This window comes from Janthinobacterium psychrotolerans (genome assembly GCF_001677885.1).
Classification (GTDB): domain Bacteria; phylum Pseudomonadota; class Gammaproteobacteria; order Burkholderiales; family Burkholderiaceae_D; genus Janthinobacterium; species Janthinobacterium psychrotolerans.
The window spans coordinates 317,643-340,719 of record NZ_LOCQ01000059.1 but is presented as its reverse complement, the minus strand read 5'-3'; the positions used below and the strand labels follow the sequence as shown (position 1 = coordinate 340,719).

Below are 23,077 nucleotides of genomic sequence, written 5' to 3'. Positions count from 1 at the left end.
TTCATACCAGAAATATCAGCGTAACACGCCGCGCACGGTAGGCACGTTTCTTGATAATAGTGGAGTGCTAAGATACTTTGTGTACTCGTCACGCCCGCAACGCACCGCGCCGATGAATTGCATCTTGCACCCTGCGCCATGATGGTGCAGACCACCCTGATATTGAAAGCGATTCACGCCATGTGGCTGCGCACTGCCTGCAAGCTCGAGTTCACCCTTGACGGTGCGACGCCGTTCATCCTGATGCTGCGTCCGCGCAGCGGCGCCCAGCAATGGGTGGCGCGCGAGGCTTATACGCTTACGCCAAGTGTGCCGGTGGCGGAATTTACCGATATGTATGGCAACCTGTGCCAGCGGCTGGTGGCGCCGGCCGGCGAATTTGCCATCGAGACCTCGGCCGACGTCATGACGGCTGACGATATCGACGTCGCGCCCGGCGCGCCGTTCGACGCCGTGCAGCAGTTGCCCGATGCGGTGCTGGCCTTTTTGCTGCCGAGCCGCTATTGCGAATCGGAGCAGTTTGCCACCATGGCCGGCGAAATCGTCGCCGGCGCGGCGCCCGGCTACGACCAGGCCAGCGCGCTGTGCGACTGGATACGACGCGAGGTGCGCTTCGACCCGGCCACGGTGTACGGCCAGATGACGGCCGTCGAAGTGAACCAGCGGCGCGAAGGTGTCTGCCGCGACCTGGCCCACCTGGGCATCGCGCTGTGCCGCAGCCTGTGCATACCGGCGCGCATGGTGGTGGGCTATCTGCACGGCCTGGCGCCGATGGACCTGCACGCCTGGTTCGAGGCCTGGGTAGGCGGCCGCTGGTACACCTTTGACCCCACGCAGCAGATGGCGCGTGGCGGGCGCGTCACCCTGGCCTACGGGCACGACGCGGCCGATGTGGCCATTTTCAACCAGTTCGGACCGGCGCTGCCACCGCATCGGATGCGGGTAACGGTGCAGCCGCTGGCGCCACCGGTGTAAACAGGTGCCTGATGCCGGTCTTCTTGTACGAGGCCACCACCTTGTGCACGAAGGTCAGCTTCTCCAGCACGGGCGTGCTGAGCTTGAACGGATACGAGTCCGGCATGCCGATGCTGCGATTGAGGCTGTTGAGCACATACGTCAGGGCGAACCAGTCGGCAATGGTGTCGTCGAATGTGTCGACCCTGGTCGGCAGGGTCACTTTGTTGAGCGCCGGTTCGTCGGCCTTGGCGGGCTTGAGCGACAGGCCGCAGGCGTGCGCCGTTTCCAGCGTGTCGATCATGTGCAGGTAGTGGGCCCAGGTCTCGGCCCAGTCTTCCCACGGGTGGGAACTGGCATAGCTGCTGACAAAACGCTGTTCCCAGTCGGCGGCCGGGCCTTCGCTGTAATGGCGCTGCAGGGCCTCGCCGTAGTCGGCGCGTTCGTCGCCGAACAGCGCGCGGAAGCTGTCTGTCCACTGGCTGTCGGCCACCAGCCGGTCGAAATAATAATGGCCGCTTTCATGGCGGAAGTGGCCCAGCAGGGTACGGTAGCGCTCATGCATCTGCTCGCGCGTGCGTTCGCGCTCGGCCGGATCGGCTTCGGCGATATTGAGGGTGATCAGGCCATTGTCGTGGCCCGTCATCACGCACTGGTCCGCCACGCCGTCTTCCAGAAACTGGAACGCCAGGCCGGTCTCCGGCGCATCTTCTTTCGAGGCCGGCGTCAGGTTCAGCGCGGCCAGCGAAAACAGCAGGCGGCGCTTGGCCGTTTCCAGGCGCGACCACAGCACCACGTTCTTCTCCGACGACAGCGAGGGAATCACCGTCGTGAACTGGCAAGATTCGCACAGCTCGTGCGGGTCGTCGGCGGGGATCATCCAGTTGCACACATTGTGCTCCAGATAGTTGCCGCACTGCTTGTACAGCTTGCCTTCGTCCCGGACATTCAGGCTGCGCCACCGGCCATCGCCGGCCGCTTCGTAGCTGTTGATGGTGCGCAGCGAGGGTTCATAGCCCAGCATGCTGTCGCAATTGGCGCAGTGGGTATTTTCGAAAAACACTTGCTGGGAACACTTGTCACAATGAAACGTTTTCATGGGGCACCGGGTGAGTGGGGTTATGGATGTTGTGATTTCACAATCTAACAGCAAACCCGTCGCTGAGATGGGCATGTAGGACAAGCACTCGCAATCGTGCGCAGGGTATGAGATTGATAACTTTCATGCCGAAAAGCACAGCTTTCGCGGACGCGCTATGATCGCGGTCCAGCCGACTACTCCCTGTCGCCAGCCATCGACTCCACGAAAGCCAGAACGACATGCCCACCCCTACGCCACGCCGCGGCTCCCTGCTGCCGCTGTTACCGATCGCCCTGATCCTGCTGGCCCTCGCCGCGCTGTTCGCGTGGGTCGGCGGCTGGTTCGGCAACCACCAATTGACGCCGCAGAAAATGATGGACTTTGCGCAGACATCGGGCACGCAGGCGCCCGGTTTCCGGCGCGCGCACAGCAAGGGCGTCTGCTTTGCCGGTACCTTTACCCCCGCGCCGGACGCGGCCAGCCTGTCGAAGGCGCGCGCGTTTTCGCAGCCGGCGATTGCCGTGATCGGCCGCTTTTCCGCGTCGTCGAACAACCCCTATGCGCCGGACGGCGCTTCGCCGGTGCGCGGCATGGCGGTGCAATTGAAAACCGATGATGGCCAGGAATGGCGTATCGCGATGAACAGTTTCCCGTTCTTTGCCGCAGCCACGCCGCAGGCCTTCCAGGCGATGAACGAGGCCGGCAAGCCGGATCCGGCCACCGGCAAGCCCGACCCCGCAAAGATGAAAGCCGTGCTGGCCGCCCATCCCGAGATCGCCGCCTTCCAGGCCTGGGCGAAAACCGCGCCCAGGTCGGACAGCCTTGGCAGCACCCGTTTTAACGGCGTGAACGCCTTCGCGCTGACCAATGCACAAGGCGCCAGGCGCATGGTGCGCTGGTCGATGCGTCCGCGCACGGCGTTCGTGGCGATGTCGCCGGAGCAGTTGAAAGCTGCCGATGCCGATTTCCTGATGGCCGACCTGGATCAACGTCTTGCCGCCGGCCCGCTGGTGTGGGACCTGGTGGCGCAGATCGCCGAGCCGGGCGACCCGATCACCGATCCATCGAAAGCCTGGCCCGACACGCGCAAGGAGGCCACCATCGGCACCCTGAGCCTGGCGCACGCCGAGCCGCAGGCGACCGGTCCTTGCCGCGACCTCAATTTCGACCCCTTGATACTGCCCGACGGCGTCAAAGGCAGCGACGACCCCATCCTGCGCGCCCGCTCGGCCGCCTATTCGGTGTCGTTCAACCGCCGCGAGCGTGAAATCAGCGCCGGCAAATCCGCCTATCCAGCCGACCAGAACGGGAGCGCCCGATGAACCGCCCACGCCACTTCAATCTGCTGGCCCGCGTGCTGCACTGGTCCATGGCGCTGGCCATCCTCGCCATGCTGTTTGTCGGCGCCGGCATGGTCGTCACCCTGCAGTACCGCGCCCAGCTGCTGGACCTGCACCGTCCGCTCGGCATCGCGATTCTGCTGCTGGCCATCGTGCGCCTGCTTAACCGCCTGAGCCGGCCGACGCCGGCGCTGCCAAGCGACCTGCCGGCGATCCAGAAATTTGCCGCCCACGCCTCGCACTGGCTGCTGTATGGCCTGATGCTGGCCATGCCGCTGATCGGCTGGGCCATGCTGTCGGCCGGCGGCTATCCGATCCCGCTGTTCGGCGGCCTGCACCTGCCGGCCATCGTGCCGCACAGCCCCGAGCTCTACGGCATGCTGCGTCCGCTGCACGGCGTGCTGGCGTATGTGCTGTTCGCTACCATCCTGGCCCACCTGGGTGCGGCGCTGTTCCACGCCTGGGTGCGGCGCGACGCGGTGTTCGGCCAGATGGCCAGGGGCGAGCGCAAGTAGCCCTGGCGTCAAGAAAAACCAGGCGGCTGCGGCAAAGATTACTCGCTGGCGAGGGAGGGGTATCCGGGTTTATGCTGCGCTCATGACCACGCCCCTCAACTTCCGTACCGTTTTCCTGCTGACCTTGCCGCCTTTGCTATGGGCCGGCAACGCCATCGTCGGCCGGCTGGTGCACGCCATGGTGCCGCCGGTGCTGCTCAACCTGCTGCGCTGGAGCATCGCCTGCCTGATCCTGCTGGCGCTGGCCGGCCCGGTCTTCGCGCGCGGTTCGGCCCTGTGGCGGCACTGGCGCCGGTATTCCATGCTGGGCCTGCTTGGCATCGGCATGTTCAACGCCTTGCAGTACCTGGCGCTGCAAAGCTCCACGCCGATCAATGTGACCCTGGTGGCGTCAAGCCTGCCGGTATGGATGATGCTCAGCGGCCGGCTGTTCTTCGGCGCGCCTGTCAGTGCGCGCCAGCTGGCCGGCGCCGTCCTGTCGATCGCCGGCGTGCTGGTGGTGCTGGCGCGCGGCGAATGGGGCCATGTGCTCGGACTGCGGCTGGTCGCGGGCGACCTGTTCATGATATTGGCCAGCATCGCCTGGTCGTTCTACAGCTGGCTGCTGATGCGCACCACCGAACCGGCTGCGCTGCGCGCCGACTGGGCCGGCTTTTTGCTGGCGCAGGTGGGCTTCGGCGCACTGTGGTCGGGCGCGTTCGCGCTGGGCGAGCAGGCGCTGGGCCCGATCGCGGTGCAATGGAGCTGGGCCCTGGTGGGCGCGCTGGCCTATGTGGCGATTTTTCCCGCCATTATCGCCTTTCGCTGCTGGGGCGAGGGCGTGCGCCTGGCCGGACCGGGCGTCGGCGCGTTTTTCGTCAACCTCACGCCGCTGTTTACGGCGCTGCTGTCGGCCGCCATCCTCGGCGAAACGCCGCACCTGTACCACGGCGCCGCGTTCGTGCTGATCGTGGCGGGCATCGTGGTGTCGGCCCGGCGCTGACTACCGTGTTAGCGCATCACCCCAGCGGCTTGATATACCGCGTTCCCTGCTGCCGGCAATAATTGGCGCAGGCGTGGCGCGCGGCGGTGGCCGCCTTGTGGACCAGCATGTCGGCGTTGGCGTGGAAGCACATGGCGACGATGATGTGCGGCGGCTCCGGCTGCACCGGCAGCTCCACGAACTCGCCGTCTTCCAGCGCCTTGAGCACGAACAGGCCGGGAATGGCCGCCACGCCGTAGCCGTCGCGCACCAGTTGCACGATGGCCGCCACCGAGGGCGAGCAGGTGATGCGCGTCTGCTCGAGCGGGATCTGCGCCAGGTTGGCCATCTTGCCGACGATATCTTCCACCGCCCGCTGCGGCGCCGTGCCGCGCCCGAAGGTCAGGATCGGCCATTGCAGCAGGCGCTGCAGCAGCCCATCCTGGCGCATGTCGAGCAGGCCGCGGCGCGCGATCCAGCGCAGCGGGTACACCGCCAGCGCCTGCGACACGATCTCATTGCCTGCCACGCCCTCGACCTGTATCACCAGGTCCAGTTCGCGCGCGCGCAGGCGGCGCTCCAGCACATGGCTGATATCGACCGCCAGGTCGATTTCCAGCTCCGGATACAACACATTGAGCTCGCGAATGTACTGCGCCAGCCAGCTGTGCACCACCGATTCGATCACCCCCAGGCGCAGCCGGCCGCGGATTGCACTATCTTTGTGCGCCGCCGTCTGCAGGCGGCGCGTGGCGTCCACTACCGCCTTGGCGTGGTTGAGCAGGTATTCGGCGTGCGGTGTCAGGCGGAACTCCTTGCTGCCGCGGTCGACCAGCTCGGTCTGCAGTTCCTCTTCCAGGCTCTTGATGCGCAAGGAGATGGCGGCCGGCGTGGCGTGCAGGGCGCGCGCGGTGGCACGAAAACTGCGTAGCTGGGCCAGAGTGATGAAGGTCTCGAGAAAGCGTGTGTTCATGAAAACAGAATACCTTAACCCGATGCACCGGTGTAGAACAAAGCGTTAAGAAAAACTATGCGCGCGCAGCAAAAATTACTAGTTGGCGAGGGACCGATATTCGGGATTATTCTGAAGTCATGCAGTTTTCACACCACCAGATTTTTCCAGGAGAGATAACAGCCATGACCCCACTCGAACTACGGCGCCAGGTACGCGACGGCCACTTCCGCCTGCCCACTGCCGGCTATTGCGGCGTCCATGCCCAGGCCAACCTGGTGATCCTGCCGCAGCAATACGCGGCCGACTTCCTGCTGTTTTGCCAGCGCAATCCGCGCGCCTGTCCCCTGCTGGCGGTGGGCACGCCAGGCCAGTGGAACCTGCCGGCGCTGGGCCACGACATGGACTTGCGCAGCGATGTGCCCGGCTACAACGTCTATCGCCACGGCGAACTGGCGGCGCAGCCGCAGTCGCTGCACGAATGGTGGCGCGACGACCTGGTGGTGTTCGCCATCGGCTGTTCGTTCTCGTTCGAGCAGATGCTGATCGACGCCGGCATCGCCCTGCGCCATGTCGCGCAGCGCCGCAACGTGGCCATGTACCGCAGCAGCCGCGCCAACCAGGTGGCCGGCCCGTTCGGCGGCGAGATGGTGGTGTCGATGCGGCCGATGAAGGCGGCCGACGCCATCCGCGCGATCCAGATTACCAGCCGCTTTCCCGCCATCCATGGCGCCCCGGTGCACCTGGGCGACCCGGCGCTGATCGGCATCGCCGACATCGCCCGGCCCGACTACGGCGACCCGGTCGAGATCATGGCCGACGAATTGCCGGTGTTCTGGGCCTGCGGCGTGACGCCGCAAGAGGCGATCCGCCACGCGCGCCTGCCGCTGGTGATCACCCACCAGCCGGGCTACATGCTGGTGACCGATATCCGCAACGCCGACCTGGCCGCATTTTAAGCATTCACCAATAGCGGCATCCGCACCGGCAGGGCAGACCGCATCGATAAAAAAGGGGAGCAGCATGAGCACAGAATTAAACAAAGGCGTGAGTAGTAACACGCTAAGCACAGGGAAAAAGGAAGGCTATTTCGCCTGGTTCCACGAGTTGACCAGCAAGGAGCGCCGCACCTTCTGGAGCTGCAAGATCGGCTATGCGCTCGACGCCATGGATACCCAGTTTTTGAGCTTCGTGATTCCCACCCTGATCGCCACCTGGGGCCTGACCAAGGGCGACGCGGGCCTGATCGGCACCGTCACCTTGCTCACCTCGGCCGTCGGCGGCTGGCTTGCCGGCATCCTGTCGGACCGTATCGGCCGGGTCAAGACCCTGCAGATCACCATCCTGTGGTTCGCCTTCTTTACCGTGCTGTGCGGCTTTGCGCAAAACTTCGAACAACTGCTGGTGGCCCGCGCGCTGATGGGCTTTGGCATGGGCGGCGAGTGGACTGCCGGCGCCATCCTGATCGGCGAAGTGATACGCGCCAAGGACCGCGGCAAGGCCGTCGGCATGGTGCAGGCCGGCTGGGCGCTGGGCTGGGGCATGTCGGCGCTGCTGTATGCGCTGATGTTCTCGATACTGCCCGATGAATGGGCATGGCGTTCGCTGTTCCTGCTGGGCGTGTTGCCGGCGATCTTCGTCATTTTCGTGCGCCGCTTCGTCGAAGAACCCGAAGTCTTCGTTGCCAGCCAGGCCAAGGCCATCAAGGCGCAGGAGCGCGCCTCGTTCGCGGCCATCTTCTCGCCGAAGATGATCAGCATCACCGTGCGCGCCGTGCTGCTCACCACCGGCGCCCAGGGCGGCTACTACGCCATCACCACCTGGCTGCCGACCTACCTGAAAACCGAGCGGCACCTGACCGTGCTGGGCACCGGCGGCTACCTGGCGATGGTCATCGTCGGCTCGTATGTGGGCTACATCGTCAGCGCCTTTCTCACCGACTACCTGGGCCGCAAGAAGAACTTCATCCTGTTCGCGGTCGGCTCGCTGTGCATCGCCCTGGCCTACACCCGCATGCCGGTCACCGATGGCGTGATGCTGTTCCTCGGTTTTCCGCTGGGCTTTTTCGTCTCCGGCGTGTTCAGCGGCATGGGCGCCTTTCTGACCGAACTGTTCCCGACCGAGATCCGCGGCTCGGGCCAGGGCTTCAGCTACAACATGGGCCGCGCCATCGGCTCGCTGTTCCCGCTGTTTATCGGCTTGAGCAGCAAATCGATGGCGCTGGGCGAGGCGATCGGCATCTTTGCCGCCGTGGCCTACGGCGTGATGATCATCGCCGCCCTGACGCTGCCCGAAACCCGCGGCAAGCAGCTCGAATCCTGATCCACCAGACAAAGAACCTACATCATGAACAATGCTATTACTCTCCCGCTGCGCTGGCAATTCTGGGTCGACCGCGGCGGCACCTTCACCGACATCGTGGCGCGCCGTCCCGACGGCAAGCTGGTCACCCATAAACTGCTGTCCGAATGCCCGGAGCGCTACGACGACGCCGTCACCCAGGGCATGCGCGACCTGCTGGGCCTTGCGGCCGGCGCGCCGCTGCCGGCCGGCCAGATCGAGGTGATCAAGATGGGCACCACGGTGGCCACCAACGCGCTGCTCGAACGCAAGGGCGCGCGCACCGCGCTGGCCATTACCCGGGGCTTTGCCGACCAGCTGCGCATCGGCTACCAGGACCGGCCCGACATTTTCGCCATGAAGATCGCGCTGCCGGACCTGATCTACGAACAGGTGATCGAGATCGACGAACGCATCGCCGCCCACGGCGAGGTTTTGCAGGCGCCCGACACCGCGCAGGTGGCGCGCCAGTTCGCCGCGCTGCGCGAACAGGGTTTCGATGCCATCGCCATCGTCCTGATGCACGCCTACCGCTACCCGCGCCATGAACAGGTGCTCAAGCAGCTGGCGCAGGCGGCCGGCTTCCGGCAGATTTCGGTCAGCCACGAAGTGAGCCCGCTGATGAAGATTGTCGGCCGCGGCGACACCACCGTGGTCGACGCCTATCTGTCGCCGGTGCTGCGCGACTACGTGGCGCGGGTGTCCGCCGACACCGGCGACACCCGCATCATGTTCATGCAGTCGAACGGCGGCTTGACCGACGCCGGCCGCTTCCAGGGCAAGGACGCCATCCTGTCCGGCCCCGCCGGCGGCATCGTCGGCGCGGTGCGCAGCTGCGAGGCGATCGGTTTGAAACAGGTGATCGGCTTCGACATGGGCGGCACCTCGACCGACGTGGCCCACTACGACGGCGCCTACGAGCGCGTGTTTGAAACCGTGGTGGCCGGCGTGCGTGTGCGCGCGCCGATGATGCATATCCACACGGTGGCCGCCGGCGGCGGCTCGATCTGCCGCTTCGAGAACGGCCGCTTCAAGGTGGGGCCGGAATCGGCCGGCGCCAATCCGGGCCCGGCCAGCTACCGCAAGGGCGGCCCGCTCACGGTCACCGACTGCAACGTCATGCTGGGCCGCATCCAGCCCGATCATTTTCCACGCGTGTTCGGCCCGCATGGCGACTTGCCGCTCGACCGCGAGGTGGTGGCGCGCGCCTTCGAGGCCCTGGCCGAACAGATAGCGCGCGAGACCGGCACCCGCCTGTCGCCATCGGCCGTGGCCGACGGTTTCCTGGCCGTCGCGGTGGACAATATGGCGCAGGCCATCAAGTCGATCTCGGTCGAGCGCGGCTATGACGTGAGCCGCTACGCCATGTGCTGCTTCGGCGGCGCCGGCGGCCAGCATGCGTGCCGCGTGGCCGACGTGCTGGGCATGAGCACGATTGCGATCCACCCGTTTGCCGGCGTGCTGTCCGCTTTCGGCATGGGCCTGGCCGATATCCGCGCCATCCGCGAAGCGGCGGTCGAACAGCTGCTGAGCGAGTCCACGCTCGCTGCCCTGCAACCACGGCTGGCGTCGCTGGCGCAGGAAGCGCGCAGCGACCTGCTGGCGCAGCAGGTGGCGCCCGGGGCGATCACGGTGGAACTGTGCGCGCGCCTGAAATACCAGGACAGCGATTCCACGCTGGTGGTGCCGCTGGGCGCCATGGACGAGATGGCCGCCGCTTTCGCCGCCCTGTACAAGAGCCGCTTCGGCTTCGTGATGGCAGGCCAGGCGCTGGTGATCGAATCGGTATCGGCCGAGGCCATCGGCGCCGGTGACGGCGCCGGGTTCGAAATCGCGGTGCCGGCCGCGCCGCAGGCCGAGCAAGGCGGCGATGATCGTATCTACAGTTATGTCGACGGCCAGACAGTGCCGATCGCGCTGCACGTGCGCGCCGACCTGGCCGTGGGCGCGCGCGTGCACGGTCCGGCGCTGATCCGCGAGCAGATCGCCACCACCGTGGTCGATGCCGGCTGGGCCGCGCGCGTGCTGCCCGACCACACCTTGCTGCTCGAGCGCGTGGGCGCGGCCGGCAGCGCCCACAAGATGACCACCGAGGTCCACCCGATCCACCTCGAGATCTTCAACAACCTGTTCATGGCCATCGCGCGCCAGATGGGCACCACCCTGGAAAACACCGCCTACTCCGTCAACATGAAGGAGCGGCTGGACTTTTCGTGCGCGCTGTTCGACCGCGAGGGCAATCTGATCGCCAACGCGCCGCACATCCCGGTCCACCTGGGCTCGATGGGCGACAGCGTGCAGTGCGTGATCCGCCAGCATGCCGCCAGCATGGCGCCCGGCGACGCCTATATGCTCAACGTGCCGTACAACGGCGGCACCCACCTGCCGGACATCACGGTGGTGTGCCCGGTGTATGCCCGCGCCGATGCGGGCAGCGGCGGGCCGCAGTTCTACGTGGCCGCGCGCGGCCACCACGGTGACGTGGGCGGCATCACGCCCGGCTCCATGCCACCGAACAGCACCACCATCGAGGAGGAGGGCGTGCTGCTCGACAACGTCAAGATCGTCGATCAAGGCGTGTTCCTGGAACCGTATGTGCGCGGCCTGTTCGGCGCCGGTCCCTGGCCGAGCCGCAATATCGACCAGAACATCGCCGACCTGATCGCCCAGCTGGGCGCCTGCGAAACCGGTGCCAGCGAGCTGATGAAGGCCACCGGGATCTACGGCGTGGAGGTGGTGGTGGCCTATATGCGGCACGTGCAGGACAACGCCGAGGCGGCGGTGCGCAAGGCCATCGCGGGCCTGAAAGACGCCAGCTTCCGCTACCAGATGGACGACGGCGCGCATGTGCAGGTGGCGCTCACCATCGACCGCGCCAGCGGTGGCGCCACGGTCGATTTTACCGGCACCAGCGACCAGCGCCCGAGCAACTTCAACGCGCCGCTGTCGGTGTGCAAGGCGGCGGTGCTGTACGTGTTCCGCACCCTGATCGACAGCGACATCCCGATGAACGAGGGCGTACTGAAACCCCTCACGCTGATCGTGCCGCAAGGCTCGATGCTCAACCCGCGCTATCCGGCGGCGGTGGTGGCAGGCAACGTGGAAGTGTCGCAGACCGTCACCGATGCGCTGTACGGCGCGCTCGGCGTGCTGTCGGCGTCACAGGGCACGATGAACAATTTCACGTTCGGCAACGACCAGCACCAGTATTACGAAACCATCGCCGGCGGCTCCGGCGCCGGTCCCGGCTTCGATGGCACGGCCGCCGTGCAGACCCACATGACCAACTCGCGCATGACCGACCCCGAGGTGCTCGAATGGCGCTTCCCGGTGCTGGTGGAAACCCACGCCATCGTGCGCGGCAGCGGTGGCGGCGGTGCGCACCGCGGCGGCGATGGCGCGCTGCGCCGCATCCGCTTCCTAGAGCCGATGACCGCCAATATCCTGGCCGGCCACCGCCGCGTGCCGCCGTTCGGCCTGGCCGGCGGCGCGCCCGGCGCGCTGGGACGCAACTGGGTCGAACGGGCCGGCGGCGTGATCGAACGCTTCGGCGCCACCCACACCACCGACATGGCAGCTGGCGACGTGTTCGCCATCGAGACCCCCGGCGGCGGCGGCTTTGGCAAAGAAAATACCAATCAAGGGAAAGCATGATGAAGAAATTGCAATACGCGGCAGTGGCGGGAGCGGTGATGGCCGCATTGGCAGGCCCGGCGTCCGCGCAGTCGAACCTCACGCTCTACGGCACGGTCGACATGGGGCTGGTGCGCGAGAGCGGCGGTATCGCCGGCGTCACCAGGCTGACCAGCGGCGTGGCGTCCGGCTCGCGCCTCGGCTTCAAGGGCCGCGAGGACCTGGGCGGCGGCATGGCGGTGGTATTCCTGCTTGAAAACGGTTTCCAGGCCGACACCGGCGCACTGGGGCAGGGCGGCCTGCTGTTCGGGCGCCAGGCCTACGCCGGCCTGCAGACTCAAGCCGGCACGGTCACCCTCGGGCGCCAGTACACGCCGCAATACCTGGCGATCGCCGCCGTCGATCCGTTCAACTCGGGCACGGCCGGCGACAGCAAGAACCTGATGATGGCCACCGGTAACGCGGCCAGCCGCATGGACAATTCCGTCAAGTACAGTTCGCCCGTGATGCAAGGCTTCAATGCCGAGCTGGTGGCTGGCGCCGGCGAGGTGGCCGGCGACAGCGGCGCCGGGCGCCAGCTGGGCGGCGCGCTCGCCTACGCGGGCGGGCCGTGGGCGCTGCGCCTGGCCTACCACCATCGCGACAACGACACGGCCGCCTTGCGCAATGCCGGCAGCGCCCGCAACACGGTGGCGACCGCCATGTATGACGCGGGCTCGTTCAAGGCACATTTTGCCTACGGCGTGGACCAGGGCCTGAACAGCGCTCTGGCGCGCAACCTGAACAATCCGTTCGGCGCGGCCGTGGCGCCGGTGGCCAGCACCGACAGCAACGTGGTGCTGGTGGGGCTGAGCGTGCCGCAGGGCGCGGGCACCTGGCTGGTGTCGTATATCCGCAAGAACGACAAGACGGCGTACAACCAGGATGCGCAGCAAGTGGCGGCCGGCTACCGCCATGCGCTATCCAAACGCACCGACCTGTACGGCGTACTGGCGTCGATACGCAATCGCAACGGTGCCGGCTACACGGTGGGCAGCGCCATCGAGGGCGGCAGCGGCAACCGCGCGATCAATCTCGGCGTGCGCCACAGTTTTTGAAAAGGCGGCCAAAGCCGGCCTGCGAAGCGGCGCTGGCCAGAACCTTACCGCGTCTGATAGGATATTTTAACCTTGGAAAGCTCAAACGCCTTCTCCAGAACTGACTGTAACGTCTTGTGACGAGCATGCGCCTGGTCAGTAACGCTTTGGGATAACTGCGCGTCGTTGCCACCAGCAGCTTGTTTTATGAGAGCAAGCGGCCCCCACTGCGCTGTCTGCTCTTGATAAAGACTGTCGATACTGTCTCTAAAACCTTCACGATAAGCCGCTTTCTCCACAGGAGGCAGTTCATCGAAATAGTCCATAATGCCCTTGAATATATGACGATTGTCGCCTCCATTCGTCACTTTGGCGTACAACTGAGAAAAGTATGTTTCATCCTGCTTGCTCAGTTCAGCATAAGCGGCATATCGCTCGGCCTCCGTATAGGCATCATTATCACCGTAAACAATCGCGCTCAGATCGTTCCGTGCCATTGCGCCAAATGGGTTCGGAACATTTTTGCTTGGAATTTGAGACAGGCCGATAGCGTAGTCCAATGATTTCTGACCCAATGCCAAACGCCCGGCATCGTCAGTCGTGGGCAGCAGGTCTTCTTTATTGTAGTTCCCGCCTGCAATAAGCTGTCCAAAATTATAAACATCACGCTGTCCCTTGGCGTATGCGTTTTTTAAATGTGTATCGGATATTCGAGCCTGTGGCTCATCCGCGCTACTTGAGCTGTAAAGCGCCCGTGCAGCGTCGGATATGGATGCAGTTACGGCAGCGTTCGAATTGGAGGGCAGTGCGGAAGTACTGTCAGAATTTTTGGAGGAAAATTTATCGTGGACAGGAGCGTACGCCGCAACTGGGGCTGTATAAGACTTGATCGCTATGCTCATGGTAACCCTAAAAAAATCACTGAGTGATGGTTTGCAAACTTCAAAGCAACTTTTGTGTCAAAGCGTCCCTGACGTCTTTACACAGCCTGGGCGGAAAGCGGTCACCTTGCATGCTGCAGTTTCTTGGTCATGAATACCCGGCTGATACCTTCCCGTTCCGAGCTTATTTCACCAAAGCTCGTCCATCCATTTTTTTCATAAAAGCCGGGCGCCTGGAAGCTGATGGTGTAGAGCACCGCCGAACTGCAGCCGCGCTGGCGTGCCTCTACTTCGAAGGCGTCAAGAATCTTCGTTCCCAATCCGGAACCGCGCAGGGAAGCCGGCAGGTGAAACAGATCCAGAAACGCCAGCCCGAGAGAAGTCCTGCCAACAGCTCCCCCCAACACTTCGTTGGTAATGGAGTCCCTCAGGATCACGCACAGGGGCCGTCGGTCACTGCGGCCCGCTATCTGTTCATTGAACTCGTCCAAACCTTTGCCTATGATTCGTTCAAACTCGGGTTCAGCACTGTCACTGATAAAAATTACGCTCTGCGTCAAAGGAGTCCTTTCTTCTGCGCGGGCTTCGCCGCTATGGCTGCATCCGGCGGTTGATAGCCCGCGGCAACCTTTACAGGAGAGGTACGCCGCAGTTTTCCGTCGGGTCCAGCTTGATGGTTGTTTCACACGGCAAGCGCCATCAGGGCCACAAACTAGTCGTCAAAGCCGCCATCACTGCTGTGGCGAAATTCCGATGGCAACTTGTCGTTCGCGAGGGCCTTGGTGATCGCATCGATATGCTTGGCGACCACCTCGATGTCGCCGTCCTTGAGCAATTTTTCCGCCAGCTTCACCGCAAACGCCCCGGCCCGGTCGAGGAAGCTGGTATAGGATTTCAGGCGTGTGCAAACCACCCGCATTTCCTCGGCATCTTTGGACTTCGCGATATTTTCCTTGATCTTGCAGAAATCCTCGGCCGCCACCGCCTGTCCCGATTGCCCGGCCAGTTTGGTAATTTCCACGTAAGCCCACGCCCTGAGCGTGATATGCATCCTAATATCAAAGGCGACGAAGGTCTTCATGTCCTTGTAACCGGCATCCTGCACCGCCTTTTCCAGGCGCGCCAGACAGGGCGCACAGGTCAGCAGCGACATGGCCTGGTCCTGCGTCTTGAGCTTTTCAAGTTCCGGCGCCGCGATCGCAAAATTATCGTAGGCCTTGATGTAGCGGGCCACGTCGGCGTCGGTCAGGGCGCTGGAGAACGCGCCGCAGGCGGCCAGCAGCAGCGGCAGGCAAATCAGGAGCAAGAGTTTTTTCATTTCTTTATAATAACAAACTGGCAGGAAGAGTGCACAAAACGCCGTTCTGCAGGTCGAGGCGTCAAACCGGGCTTGCACTTACCTTTTGGTGCGTACTTACAAGCGAGCCCAGCCTCATTTACACTGAAAGCCCTTCCTTACAGCGAGCATCTCATGACAAAAACCGTGGTTGTTTATCATTCCGGCTATGGCCATACCCAACGCGTTGCCGAGTACGTCAGCGAAGGCGCGGCCGGTGAATTGCTGGCCATCGATGCCGAAGGCAATCTGCCCGAAGGCGGCTGGGAAAAGCTGGCGGCGGCCGACGCCATCATCTTCGGCACGCCGACCTATATGGGCAGCCCGAGCTGGCAATTCAAGAAATTTGCCGAAGCCACTTCCAAGATCTGGTTCACGCTGGACTGGAAAGACAAGGTATTCGGCGGCTTTACCAACAGCGCCAGCTTCAACGGCGACAAGGCGGTCTCCCTGATCGCCCTGCAGACCCTGGCGTCGCAGCATGGCGGCATCTGGGTCAGCCTGGGCCTGTTGCCATCGAACAGCAAGGCCGCCCAGCGCAGCGACCTGAACAACCTGGGTGGTTCGGTCGGCCTGCTGGTGCAATCGCCGTCGGACGCCAGTGTCGAAGAAATTCCACAGGGCGACCTCGATACGGCCAGGGCCTACGGCCAGCGCGTGGCGCAGGTGGCGGCACGCCTGGCGTAAATCAGGAGCGCGCTGGCGCAGACCATGCGGCAGCGCCTGCCCACCGCCATGCCCGCCGCGACGGCATGGGCAGGTATTGCCCGCCGCGCAACTGGCTGAAGGTGGCAAGAAACGTCGTCAGTAGTCCACTCCTTCCGGCTGCGCCAGCGCGATGCACAAAGTGTCGAGCGCCTTGCGCGTGGCCGCGTCCTGTAGTGATCTGGTGGCCGGCGATAAAGTTCTTGACCTGCGAGCTGTCGATGCCGGGGCCGGCCGTCGATATTGGCGAACAGCAGGTCCATCAGTCCGGGTATCCTGGTGGCGAAATTGTTGATGTAGCTGTCCCAGTCGCCATCGTAGGTGGTGGCGAACAGGATGTGCGTGTCGTCGTCAAAAAACACGAAGCGCATGGCGGTGGCGCTCGAACGCGCAGCGCGACGAGGCGGCCATGGTCTCTACGATGTCGTTGGTGAGTGCGGCTTTATCGTCGGTGACGACTTCGATATCGGGGGGTATAGGCGACCGTTACTGATGCGTGGCTCCGCGCACGATTGCCGTTGTCTGGACGTTTACAGCAGTGCCGGATTGCGCTGCCAGATGGCAAGGCACAGCGCACCGGCGAAGCTGACCCAAGCCAGGCAGGGCCACAGCAGGATGGCCGCCAGGCGTTCGCGCCGCCCGAACGAGACGATAGTGGCGATCATCATCAGCCACAGCGCGACGATGCAGGCGAATGCGGGCGCGCCCAGATGCCAGGCGAAGAAAAGCCAGCTCCACAAGGCATTGAGCGCCAGTTGCGCCAGGTACAGCAGCCATGCCGGCCTGGGCGGCGGCGTGCGGATGCGGCCCACGCGCCAGGCCGCCACGGCCATTATCAGGTACAGCACGCTCCAGACCGGACCGAACAGCCAGGCCGGCGGCGCCCATGCCGGGCGGTCCAGTTGTGCGTAGAAACCGGCCGCGTCAACGGACGCGAGCGCACCGAGTGCGGCGGCGGCCCCGGTCACGGCGAGCCAGCCTGCCAGTTCAAGGACGGCCCGGCCGGGCCGCTGCGGGGAGATGATGATGTTCATTTGCGCGATCCTTTCGACAAAGTGAGGTCGGCCGGCAGCGTGACGCGAAAGCGCCGCCGCAGCCAGCGGATTGGCGCGCCGACCAGCGGCAGCTTCTGCAGCAGTTCCTCGGCCGCATCCCAGTAATCGCGGTGCAGCACCACCAGGCCGGCCTGGTTGAAGCGCAGGTGGCTGCCGCCACAGACCTCGTAGGGCGCGCCGCGCAGCCGGAACACGAAGCGCCAGGTCACGAAGACCTGTTCGCCCTGCACGATGCGCTCGCCGATGATGAAGCGCGGTTCCTGCGTGTTGACAAACATGTGGCCGAACACCGCTTCGATCGCGGCCACGCCGCGCACATCGTTGAACGGATCGCGAAACTGCGCGTCGGGCGCATAGAACCGGCCGGCCTGCCGGACGCTGTCGGGGGTGAGCGCGGCATACCATGCCAGCAGGGGTTCGGGATCGGTCATTTTGGCACCAGGAAGTGGCTGATGAGGGCAAAGCGCAGGCGGTATGGCAGGGCGCCCAGCAGCTTGACCCAGATCGTGAAGCGTTTCGGGAAATGGATTTCGAATTTGCCGCTGGCCAGGCCGCCGCGGATGGCCAGCGCGGCCGCCTGCGGCGTTTGCAGGGCCGGCATGGCGAACGCATTCTGGTCCGTCAGCGCGGTTTGCACGAAGCCCGGATTGACCAGGTAGACATCCAGGCCGCGCGGGTGCAGGTCCGTGTACAGCAATTCGGCCAGGTTGATCAGGGCCGCCTTGGTGGGGCCGTATACGCTTGCGTTGGGCAGGCCCATGTAGCCTGCCACGCTGGCGACGATGGCCACGCCGCCCGAACCGCGCGCCAGCATGTCGGGCAGCACCGTGGCCAGGCCGGTGTAGACGCTGCCCAAGTTGACCGCCAGCGTGTGCGCGGCGCCTTCGGCGCTGACATCCCAGCTGCGCTCGGGACGGTAGGACGCGGCGCAGAAGATGACCAGGTCGACGCCACCGGCCTGTGCGCAGATGTCGCGGTAGCGCCCGCCCCAGGCCGCCTGGTCGAGGATGTCGAACGGCGCGACGATGGCCTGCGCATGGCCGGCGGCCACTTGGCGCAGCTGCGCCGGGCGCCGCGCCGACAGCGCCACCGTGGCGCCGGCCCGCAGCAGTTCCTGCGCCAGCGCGGCGCCGATGCCGCTTGAGGCGCCGACCAGCCAGACGCGCCGTCCCGCCCACGACGCGATCGGATGGTTCAGGGGCCGCATGCGCGCCTCCGGAACATCAGCGTGACCTGTCCCAGCTCGATGCCGAACTTGCCCATGCTGGCGCGGTTGATCATGGTGCAGTCGTCGATCAGGAACATCCAGTCGTCGAAGCGCATTTCATAGGTGGTGCCGTCGACCGGCAGCAGCAGCGTATATTGCCAGCGCAGCGCGTTGCCAGCCACTTCACCCAGCGCCTCGCCCTTGACGTCGTCCGCGCGGCCGCGCCACAGTCCGTCCTGGCCGCGCGCCAGGCGCCACACACGGCGTGAGCTGCTGCCGTCGTCGTAGCGGAACTGTTCATCGAGTACCAGCGTGCCGTCGCCTGGGGTGCCGGTGATGACCACGTGGAAGCGCTTGACCACCTCGCCGCCACGGCGCTGGAACATGCCCCAGGCGTCGGTGGTGCCGCTGAAGTAGGCGGCCAGGTCCAGCGCCGGCTGCTGCGCCTTGTATTGCCGCACGTCGGGGCCGGTGCAGCCGGCGGTCAGGGCCAGCAGCAGGCCAGCCAACAGGTTTTTCATGGTGAGCTCCGGTAAGGCGCAACGGTTAAAGTCGAAGGCAGGCTGCGCCACAGGGTCGCCATGGCCAGCAGTTTCAAGGTACAGGGCAGCGCCGCGTACACCAGCGCCAGCGCCATGCCGCCCGCCATGCCGGGCCGGTAGCCCAGCATCGCCAGCAGCGGCAAGGCCAGGCCGGACAGGGCCAGCGCCAGCTTGCCGGCCAGCGTCAGCACGCCGTAGTAGGCGCCGGCCGGTTCGTCGGGCGGGATGATCCCGGCCAGCAGCACCGGCGGCATCGCCAGGTCGGCGCCGAGCGCTGTGCCGGCGGCCAGGCAGACCGCAAAATAGGGCAGCACGTCGCCCGGACCCAGCAGTGCGGCGCCGGCAAAGCTGGCGATGGCCAGGCCCATGCCCAGGCGCCAGCAGGCCAGCACGCCGATGCGCCGCGCCAGCGCGGTCCACAGCGGCAGGCCGCAGCCGGCGGCGACAAAATAGCAGCCCAAAAAGGCGCCGGCCAGCGGCGCCGCCTGCAACTGGTCGCTGATGAAAAACAGCGCCAGCGTGGCCGGCAGCGATACCGAACAGGCGTTGAGGAAATACGGCGCCAGCAGGCGCCGGAAGCGGCGGTTGGCCGCCACGCGCCGCAGCGCGGCGCGCCAGTGCTGCGCCGGCAGTGGCGCCGCCTGCCACGCCGGCGCCAGCGTCAGCAGTGCCAGCAGGGCCAGCAACAACAGCGCCGCGAATGCCAGGCTGTACAGTCCCATGCCGCTGGCGATGCCGGTGGCCGGTCCGCTCATCACGGCGGCCGGCATCACGCTGGCCAGTATCATGCCGGCCAGCCCCGCGCCCTCGCGCCAGGCCGCCGCCGGCAACAGGGCGGCGCCTGCCGGCAGGCGCGCTCCCCAGGCGAGGTAAGCGATATTGAGCATGCTGTGGGCACCATAGGCCAGCGCCAGCATCGCGGCCAGCCACCAGCTTGCCGCCAGGGCCGACGCCGGTGGCTGCCACAGGCCGGCAAAGGCCAGCGCCAGCAGCAGGCCGGACAGCGCCAGCCAGCGCGTCATGCCGCCGCGCAAGCGATCGATGACGTGGCCAAGCAGCGGGTCCTGCAGCGTGTCGAACAGGCGCGCCGCGAACAGGATCCAGCCGAGCTGCGCCAGGCCGACCCCGCGCACCGTGCTGTAATAGGACGCCACCTGCACATACACGGGCAGCGCGGCCATGGCCAGCGGCATGCCGAGCAGGCCGTAGGCGGCCAGGCGCCATCGCTGCTGCATGCCCGCATCAGTCTTTTTCGAGCAGAAACTGGACGACATCGGTTCTCCCCTCGTCAAATGCGGCCTCGCAGTAGGCGAAGTACATCTGCCAGATGCGCATGAAGTGCTGGTCGAAGCCCTGTTCCGTGATCTCCTGCTGCGCGGCGCGGCAGCCGGCATCCCAGCGGCGCAGCGTTTCCGCATAATCGCGGCCGAAGGCGTGGCGCTGCAGCGGACGCAGGCCGCACCGGCCGGCCTGGCGCTCGAAGCGCTCGACGCTGGGCAGCATGCCGCCCGGGAAAATATACTGCTGGATGAAATCGGTGCTGCTGCGGTAGCGCGCGAAATGCTGTTCGCCGATGGTGATCGTCTGCACCAGCGCCTGGCCGCCCGGCTTCAGGCGGGCCGCCACGGTGCTGAAATACTGCGGCCAGTACTGCTCGCCGACCGCTTCGAACATCTCGATCGAGACGACGGCGTCGTATTCGCCGCCCAGGTCGCGGTAATCGCACAGTTCCAGCCTGACGCGGTCGTGCAGCGCCAGCGCCGCGACCCGGCGCTGGGCGATTTCCAGCTGCGACGGCGAAATCGTCACCCCATGCACGTGTATGCCCTGGAGCGCCGCATGTTCGGCAAAACCGCCCCAGCCGCAGCCGATCTCGAGCACGCGCTGGCCCGGCTTCAGCCGCAGCGTATCGATGATGCGCTGGTATTTGCGCTGCTGCGCCGCGTGCAGCGGCAGGCTGTAGTCGCCATCGAACAGCGCGCTCGAGTAGGTCCAGCTGGGGTCGAGCCACAGCTGGTAGAAATCGTTGCCGATGTCGTAGTGGGCATGGATGTTGCGCTCGCTGCCCTTGCGGGTGTTCGGCCGCAGCCAGTGCCGCAGGCGGTACCAGCAGCGCGCCAGCGCGCCGCCGAACAGCAGCTTGTTCAGCGATGCTTCGTTGGCCAGCGCCAGGCGCAGCAGCGCCGTCAGGTCGGGCGTGTCGACCATGCCGGCCGCATAGGCTTCGGCAAAGCCGATGTCGCCGGCGCGCAGGATGCGCTGGCAGGCGCGCCAGTCATGCAGCCGCAGGGTGGCGCCGGACGCCGCATGGGCGTCGCCAAACACCATGCGCGTGCCGCACGGCGTGATCAGTTCGAGATGGCCGTGGCGGATGTTATCGAGCAAGGCGATGAACAGGCGGGCGCCGGCGGGCGCCGACGTGGGGGTGGTCGACAAAGTGCGAGTCATTGCTCATGCTCCTGACGCATGGTGATGGGATGGATGGGGGCGGGGGGCTTGCTGAAAAAAGGTACCTGCCTGAGCCACAGCTTCAGGGCCTGCCAGTGGATGCGCGCCACGATGCCGAGGCCCAGCAGCGGATAGCGCAGCAGCGCGCCGCGCACGCTGCGATCGGTGAGCGGCACGGGACGTCCGCTGAGGGAAGTCTTCAGCAGCAGGCCCTGGTCGTCGTGGTAATCGAGGCCGGTGCAATGGTTGGCGCCACCCAGCCGGAAACGGAAGCGGTAGTGGCCCTCCACCTGGCAGAACGGCGATACATGCAACTGCTTGACGCAGCTGGCGCGCTCCTGGCCGGCGTCGCCGGTGATGTGCAGCAGGTAGCGGTGCGATTCGCCAAACGTGTTGTTGACCTCCGCCAGCACGGCGCGCAGCCGGCCGCCGGCGTCATGGCAATGCCAGAAGCTGACGGGATTGAAGACATGGCCGGCCACGCGCGGGAAGGTCTGCAGCCAGATCTCGCCATCGGCGGCAATATCATGTTCCAGCAGCAGCGCGCGCATCCAGCGCTCCAGGCTGGAGCCGTCGCGCGGGCCGTAGTCGCGGCGGCGGATCGATAGCGGCCGCCAGCGGTCCACGCCGAACCAGCGTGAGTTGCATTGATCGAGCCGGGCCAGGTTGAGGCGCACATAGAACACGGGATAGACGAAGCGGTGCGTCACGGGGCGCAGCCGCGCATGCACCACCTGGCCGTGCACCAGCTGGGCGGATTGCGCGCTCATGGCAGCGTCGCCCAGGCCGGCGCCGCGTCGAACGCCGCAGCCACGCGCAAGGCCGATTTCAGTCCGTCCTCGTGGAAGCCGTAGCCGGTCCAGGCACCCGCGTACCACAGGCCGCCTTTGCCCTGGATCTGCGCCAGTTGCTGTTGCGAGCGGATCGTGGCCTGGTCCATGATCGGATGGGCATAGTCGAACTTGTCCAGCACCGTGCCGGCTGCCGGCGGTACATGCGGGTTGAGCGTGACCATCACCGGCGTGTCGAACGGCAGCGCCTGCAGCTGGTTCAGCCAGTAACTGACGCAGACCGGGCGCTGGCCGGCCGAGGCGGCGCCCGCCAGGTAATTCCACGCGGACCAGACCTTGCGCCTGCGCGGCATCAGCTGCGTGTCCGTATGCAGCCAGGCGGTATTGGGCTGGTAGCGCACGCCGCCCAGGATGGCGCGTTCGGTTTCGCTGGCGTCGGCCAGCATGGCCAGCGTGGTGGGCGCGTGCGTGGCCAGCACCACGGCGTCAAAGGTTTCCGTACCCATGGAACTGCTGACGAGCACCGCGCCGCCCTCGCGCCGCACCGAATGCACGGCGGTGCGCAGCCGGCGGTCGGGCAGGGTGGCGGCGATTTTCTCGACATACTGGCGCGCGCCGCCCGCCACCGTGCGCCACTGCGGCCGGTTGTTCACTTGCAGCAGGCGGTGATTGAGGCAAAAACGCAAAAAGGTGGCGGCCGGAAAGCGCAGGATGTCGTTCGGCGAACTGGACCAGATTGCGGCGGCCATCGGCAGCAGATAGGCGTCGCGAAAGCGCGCTCCGTAGCGCTCGCGCCGCAGCAGCTGGCCCAGCGTCAGTCCGGTCGCGCCGGCCAGTTCGAGGAAACGCTGCGCATGGCCGTTGAAATGCACGATGTCGCGCAGCATGCCCAGGAACGATGGCGACAGCGCGTTGGCGCGCTGGGCAAACACGGTATCGATGCTGGTACCCGCCCATTCCAGTGCGCCGCCGTCCATCGACACGCCAAACGACATGTCGCTGGCGATGCTGGCCACGCCCAGTTCGGCGAACAGCGCCACCAGGTTCGGATAGGTATGATCGTTATAGACCAGGAAGCCGGTGTCGACGCCGTGCGTGCGCCCTTCGAGCGTGACATCGACGGTATGGGTGTGGCCGCCCAGGTAGTCGTTCGCCTCGAACAGCACCACGTCATGCTGGTGGCGCAGGAAATAGGCGCTGGCCAGGCCGGAAATGCCGGAGCCGATGATGGCGATACGTTTGCGTGTGGAAGTCATGTAG

General features: G+C 65.5%; 23 protein-coding genes. 9 read left to right on the top strand and 14 right to left on the bottom strand.

Annotated features, from left to right (window positions below; translation table 11 throughout):
• The first annotated feature begins 138 nt into the window (after window positions 1-138).
• Window positions 139-975 carry a transglutaminase-like domain-containing protein gene (locus tag ASR47_RS20010; protein ID WP_245714420.1) on the top strand — a complete coding sequence of 279 codons (837 nt, stop codon included), beginning with the start codon at window positions 139-141 and terminating at the stop codon, window positions 973-975.
• On the opposite strand, the gene ASR47_RS20005 is transcribed toward ASR47_RS20010, so the two are convergent.
• A complete protein-coding gene (locus ASR47_RS20005; RefSeq protein WP_065309527.1) occupies window positions 902-2,053 on the bottom strand; it encodes a zinc-binding metallopeptidase family protein in 1,152 nt (383 codons plus the stop codon). The two genes, ASR47_RS20010 and ASR47_RS20005, sit on opposite strands and share 74 nt — an antisense overlap.
• Before the next feature lie 221 nt (window positions 2,054-2,274).
• Here ASR47_RS20005 and ASR47_RS20000 point away from each other — a divergent pair, with 221 nt between their 5' ends.
• The 3 genes from ASR47_RS20000 to ASR47_RS19990 all read left to right on the top strand — a co-directional run bounded on the left by ASR47_RS20000 (window position 2,275) and on the right by ASR47_RS19990 (window position 4,872).
• Window positions 2,275-3,357 carry a catalase family peroxidase gene (locus tag ASR47_RS20000; RefSeq protein WP_065309526.1) on the top strand — a complete coding sequence of 361 codons (1,083 nt, stop codon included), beginning with the start codon at window positions 2,275-2,277 and terminating at the stop codon, window positions 3,355-3,357.
• Window positions 3,354-3,890, top strand: a complete 537-nt coding sequence (locus ASR47_RS19995) for a cytochrome b (protein ID WP_065309525.1) — start codon at window positions 3,354-3,356, stop codon at window positions 3,888-3,890. Before ASR47_RS20000 ends, ASR47_RS19995 begins: the two co-directional genes overlap by 4 nt.
• An 82-nt stretch (window positions 3,891-3,972) precedes the next feature.
• On the top strand, window positions 3,973-4,872 hold the full coding sequence (locus ASR47_RS19990) for a DMT family transporter (RefSeq protein WP_065309524.1): 900 nt from the start codon (window positions 3,973-3,975) through the stop codon (window positions 4,870-4,872).
• Window positions 4,873-4,888: 16 nt separating this feature from the next.
• Here ASR47_RS19990 and ASR47_RS19985 read toward each other — a convergent pair whose 3' ends face one another.
• Complete coding sequence (locus ASR47_RS19985; protein WP_065309523.1) at window positions 4,889-5,824, bottom strand: LysR family transcriptional regulator; 936 nt, start codon at window positions 5,822-5,824, stop codon at window positions 4,889-4,891.
• A gap of 164 nt (window positions 5,825-5,988) precedes the next feature.
• Between ASR47_RS19985 and ASR47_RS19980 the strand changes: the two genes are divergently transcribed.
• The 4 genes from ASR47_RS19980 to ASR47_RS19965 all read left to right on the top strand — a co-directional run bounded on the left by ASR47_RS19980 (window position 5,989) and on the right by ASR47_RS19965 (window position 12,873).
• On the top strand, window positions 5,989-6,762 hold the full coding sequence (locus tag ASR47_RS19980; RefSeq protein WP_065309522.1) for a putative hydro-lyase: 774 nt from the start codon (window positions 5,989-5,991) through the stop codon (window positions 6,760-6,762).
• Window positions 6,763-6,850: 88 nt separating this feature from the next.
• Window positions 6,851-8,125, top strand: coding sequence for an MFS transporter (locus ASR47_RS19975; protein WP_065309601.1), 1,275 nt, complete (start codon window positions 6,851-6,853; stop codon window positions 8,123-8,125).
• A gap of 24 nt (window positions 8,126-8,149) precedes the next feature.
• Window positions 8,150-11,797 carry a hydantoinase B/oxoprolinase family protein gene (locus ASR47_RS19970; RefSeq protein ID WP_065309521.1) on the top strand — a complete coding sequence of 1,216 codons (3,648 nt, stop codon included), beginning with the start codon at window positions 8,150-8,152 and terminating at the stop codon, window positions 11,795-11,797.
• Entirely contained in the window at window positions 11,797-12,873 is a 1,077-nt protein-coding gene (locus ASR47_RS19965; RefSeq protein WP_065309600.1) for a porin, read from the top strand. Before ASR47_RS19970 ends, ASR47_RS19965 begins: the two co-directional genes overlap by 1 nt.
• A 44-nt stretch (window positions 12,874-12,917) precedes the next feature.
• On the opposite strand, the gene ASR47_RS19960 is transcribed toward ASR47_RS19965, so the two are convergent.
• From ASR47_RS19960 to ASR47_RS19950, 3 genes are all read right to left on the bottom strand, one after another.
• A complete protein-coding gene (locus tag ASR47_RS19960) occupies window positions 12,918-13,754 on the bottom strand; it encodes a hypothetical protein (protein WP_217270597.1) in 837 nt (278 codons plus the stop codon).
• A gap of 101 nt (window positions 13,755-13,855) precedes the next feature.
• Window positions 13,856-14,293 carry a GNAT family N-acetyltransferase gene (locus ASR47_RS19955; RefSeq protein WP_065309520.1) on the bottom strand — a complete coding sequence of 146 codons (438 nt, stop codon included), beginning with the start codon at window positions 14,291-14,293 and terminating at the stop codon, window positions 13,856-13,858.
• A 152-nt stretch (window positions 14,294-14,445) separates the two neighbouring features.
• A complete protein-coding gene (locus ASR47_RS19950; protein ID WP_150127885.1) occupies window positions 14,446-15,129 on the bottom strand; it encodes a hypothetical protein in 684 nt (227 codons plus the stop codon).
• Window positions 15,130-15,204: 75 nt separating this feature from the next.
• Here ASR47_RS19950 and ASR47_RS19945 point away from each other — a divergent pair, with 75 nt between their 5' ends.
• On the top strand, window positions 15,205-15,756 hold the full coding sequence (locus ASR47_RS19945; protein WP_065309518.1) for a flavodoxin family protein: 552 nt from the start codon (window positions 15,205-15,207) through the stop codon (window positions 15,754-15,756).
• On the opposite strand, the gene ASR47_RS28050 is transcribed toward ASR47_RS19945, so the two are convergent.
• The 9 genes from ASR47_RS28050 to ASR47_RS19900 all read right to left on the bottom strand — a co-directional run bounded on the left by ASR47_RS28050 (window position 15,714) and on the right by ASR47_RS19900 (window position 23,073).
• Window positions 15,714-16,145 (bottom strand): hypothetical protein, encoded by a 432-nt coding sequence (locus tag ASR47_RS28050; RefSeq protein WP_065309517.1) that lies wholly within the window; start codon window positions 16,143-16,145, stop codon window positions 15,714-15,716. The two genes, ASR47_RS19945 and ASR47_RS28050, sit on opposite strands and share 43 nt — an antisense overlap.
• 159 nt (window positions 16,146-16,304) lie before the next feature.
• The gene (locus ASR47_RS19935; protein ID WP_065309516.1) at window positions 16,305-16,808 is read right to left on the bottom strand and encodes a TspO/MBR family protein; all 504 of its coding nucleotides are present in this window, start codon (window positions 16,806-16,808) and stop codon (window positions 16,305-16,307) included.
• A complete protein-coding gene (locus ASR47_RS19930) occupies window positions 16,805-17,260 on the bottom strand; it encodes a nuclear transport factor 2 family protein (RefSeq protein ID WP_065309515.1) in 456 nt (151 codons plus the stop codon). The genes ASR47_RS19935 and ASR47_RS19930 overlap by 4 nt, the downstream gene beginning before the upstream one ends.
• A complete protein-coding gene (locus ASR47_RS19925; RefSeq protein WP_065309514.1) occupies window positions 17,257-18,036 on the bottom strand; it encodes an SDR family NAD(P)-dependent oxidoreductase in 780 nt (259 codons plus the stop codon). The genes ASR47_RS19930 and ASR47_RS19925 overlap by 4 nt, the downstream gene beginning before the upstream one ends.
• Window positions 18,024-18,557 (bottom strand): DUF3833 domain-containing protein, encoded by a 534-nt coding sequence (locus tag ASR47_RS19920; RefSeq protein WP_065309513.1) that lies wholly within the window; start codon window positions 18,555-18,557, stop codon window positions 18,024-18,026. Before ASR47_RS19920 ends, ASR47_RS19925 begins: the two co-directional genes overlap by 13 nt.
• Entirely contained in the window at window positions 18,554-19,852 is a 1,299-nt protein-coding gene (locus tag ASR47_RS19915) for an MFS transporter (RefSeq protein WP_150127884.1), read from the bottom strand. Before ASR47_RS19915 ends, ASR47_RS19920 begins: the two co-directional genes overlap by 4 nt.
• On the bottom strand, window positions 19,821-21,026 hold the full coding sequence (locus tag ASR47_RS19910; RefSeq protein WP_065309511.1) for an SAM-dependent methyltransferase: 1,206 nt from the start codon (window positions 21,024-21,026) through the stop codon (window positions 19,821-19,823). The genes ASR47_RS19915 and ASR47_RS19910 overlap by 32 nt, the downstream gene beginning before the upstream one ends.
• A complete protein-coding gene (locus tag ASR47_RS19905; protein WP_065309510.1) occupies window positions 21,023-21,796 on the bottom strand; it encodes a DUF1365 domain-containing protein in 774 nt (257 codons plus the stop codon). The genes ASR47_RS19910 and ASR47_RS19905 overlap by 4 nt, the downstream gene beginning before the upstream one ends.
• A complete protein-coding gene (locus tag ASR47_RS19900; RefSeq protein WP_065309509.1) occupies window positions 21,793-23,073 on the bottom strand; it encodes an NAD(P)/FAD-dependent oxidoreductase in 1,281 nt (426 codons plus the stop codon). Before ASR47_RS19900 ends, ASR47_RS19905 begins: the two co-directional genes overlap by 4 nt.
• Window positions 23,074-23,077 lie beyond the last annotated feature (4 nt).

Coding starts and splice junctions, on each gene's coding strand:
- ASR47_RS28050 (WP_065309517.1), bottom strand. CDS start 16,145: ATGCGCTTCGTGTTTTTTGACGACGACACGCACATCCTGTTCGCCACC.
- ASR47_RS20000 (WP_065309526.1), top strand. CDS start 2,275: ATGCCCACCCCTACGCCACGCCGCGGCTCCCTGCTGCCGCTGTTACCG.
- ASR47_RS19995 (WP_065309525.1), top strand. CDS start 3,354: ATGAACCGCCCACGCCACTTCAATCTGCTGGCCCGCGTGCTGCACTGG.
- ASR47_RS19965 (WP_065309600.1), top strand. CDS start 11,797: ATGAAGAAATTGCAATACGCGGCAGTGGCGGGAGCGGTGATGGCCGCA.
- ASR47_RS19990 (WP_065309524.1), top strand. CDS start 3,973: ATGACCACGCCCCTCAACTTCCGTACCGTTTTCCTGCTGACCTTGCCG.
- ASR47_RS20010 (WP_245714420.1), top strand. CDS start 139: ATGATGGTGCAGACCACCCTGATATTGAAAGCGATTCACGCCATGTGG.
- ASR47_RS19960 (WP_217270597.1), bottom strand. CDS start 13,754: ATGAGCATAGCGATCAAGTCTTATACAGCCCCAGTTGCGGCGTACGCT.
- ASR47_RS19980 (WP_065309522.1), top strand. CDS start 5,989: ATGACCCCACTCGAACTACGGCGCCAGGTACGCGACGGCCACTTCCGC.
- ASR47_RS19970 (WP_065309521.1), top strand. CDS start 8,150: ATGAACAATGCTATTACTCTCCCGCTGCGCTGGCAATTCTGGGTCGAC.
- ASR47_RS19935 (WP_065309516.1), bottom strand. CDS start 16,808: ATGAACATCATCATCTCCCCGCAGCGGCCCGGCCGGGCCGTCCTTGAA.
- ASR47_RS19905 (WP_065309510.1), bottom strand. CDS start 21,796: ATGAGCGCGCAATCCGCCCAGCTGGTGCACGGCCAGGTGGTGCATGCG.
- ASR47_RS20005 (WP_065309527.1), bottom strand. CDS start 2,053: ATGAAAACGTTTCATTGTGACAAGTGTTCCCAGCAAGTGTTTTTCGAA.
- ASR47_RS19925 (WP_065309514.1), bottom strand. CDS start 18,036: ATGCGGCCCCTGAACCATCCGATCGCGTCGTGGGCGGGACGGCGCGTC.
- ASR47_RS19930 (WP_065309515.1), bottom strand. CDS start 17,260: ATGACCGATCCCGAACCCCTGCTGGCATGGTATGCCGCGCTCACCCCC.
- ASR47_RS19910 (WP_065309511.1), bottom strand. CDS start 21,026: ATGACTCGCACTTTGTCGACCACCCCCACGTCGGCGCCCGCCGGCGCC.
- ASR47_RS19920 (WP_065309513.1), bottom strand. CDS start 18,557: ATGAAAAACCTGTTGGCTGGCCTGCTGCTGGCCCTGACCGCCGGCTGC.
- ASR47_RS19900 (WP_065309509.1), bottom strand. CDS start 23,073: ATGACTTCCACACGCAAACGTATCGCCATCATCGGCTCCGGCATTTCC.
- ASR47_RS19985 (WP_065309523.1), bottom strand. CDS start 5,824: ATGAACACACGCTTTCTCGAGACCTTCATCACTCTGGCCCAGCTACGC.
- ASR47_RS19945 (WP_065309518.1), top strand. CDS start 15,205: ATGACAAAAACCGTGGTTGTTTATCATTCCGGCTATGGCCATACCCAA.
- ASR47_RS19915 (WP_150127884.1), bottom strand. CDS start 19,852: ATGTCGTCCAGTTTCTGCTCGAAAAAGACTGATGCGGGCATGCAGCAG.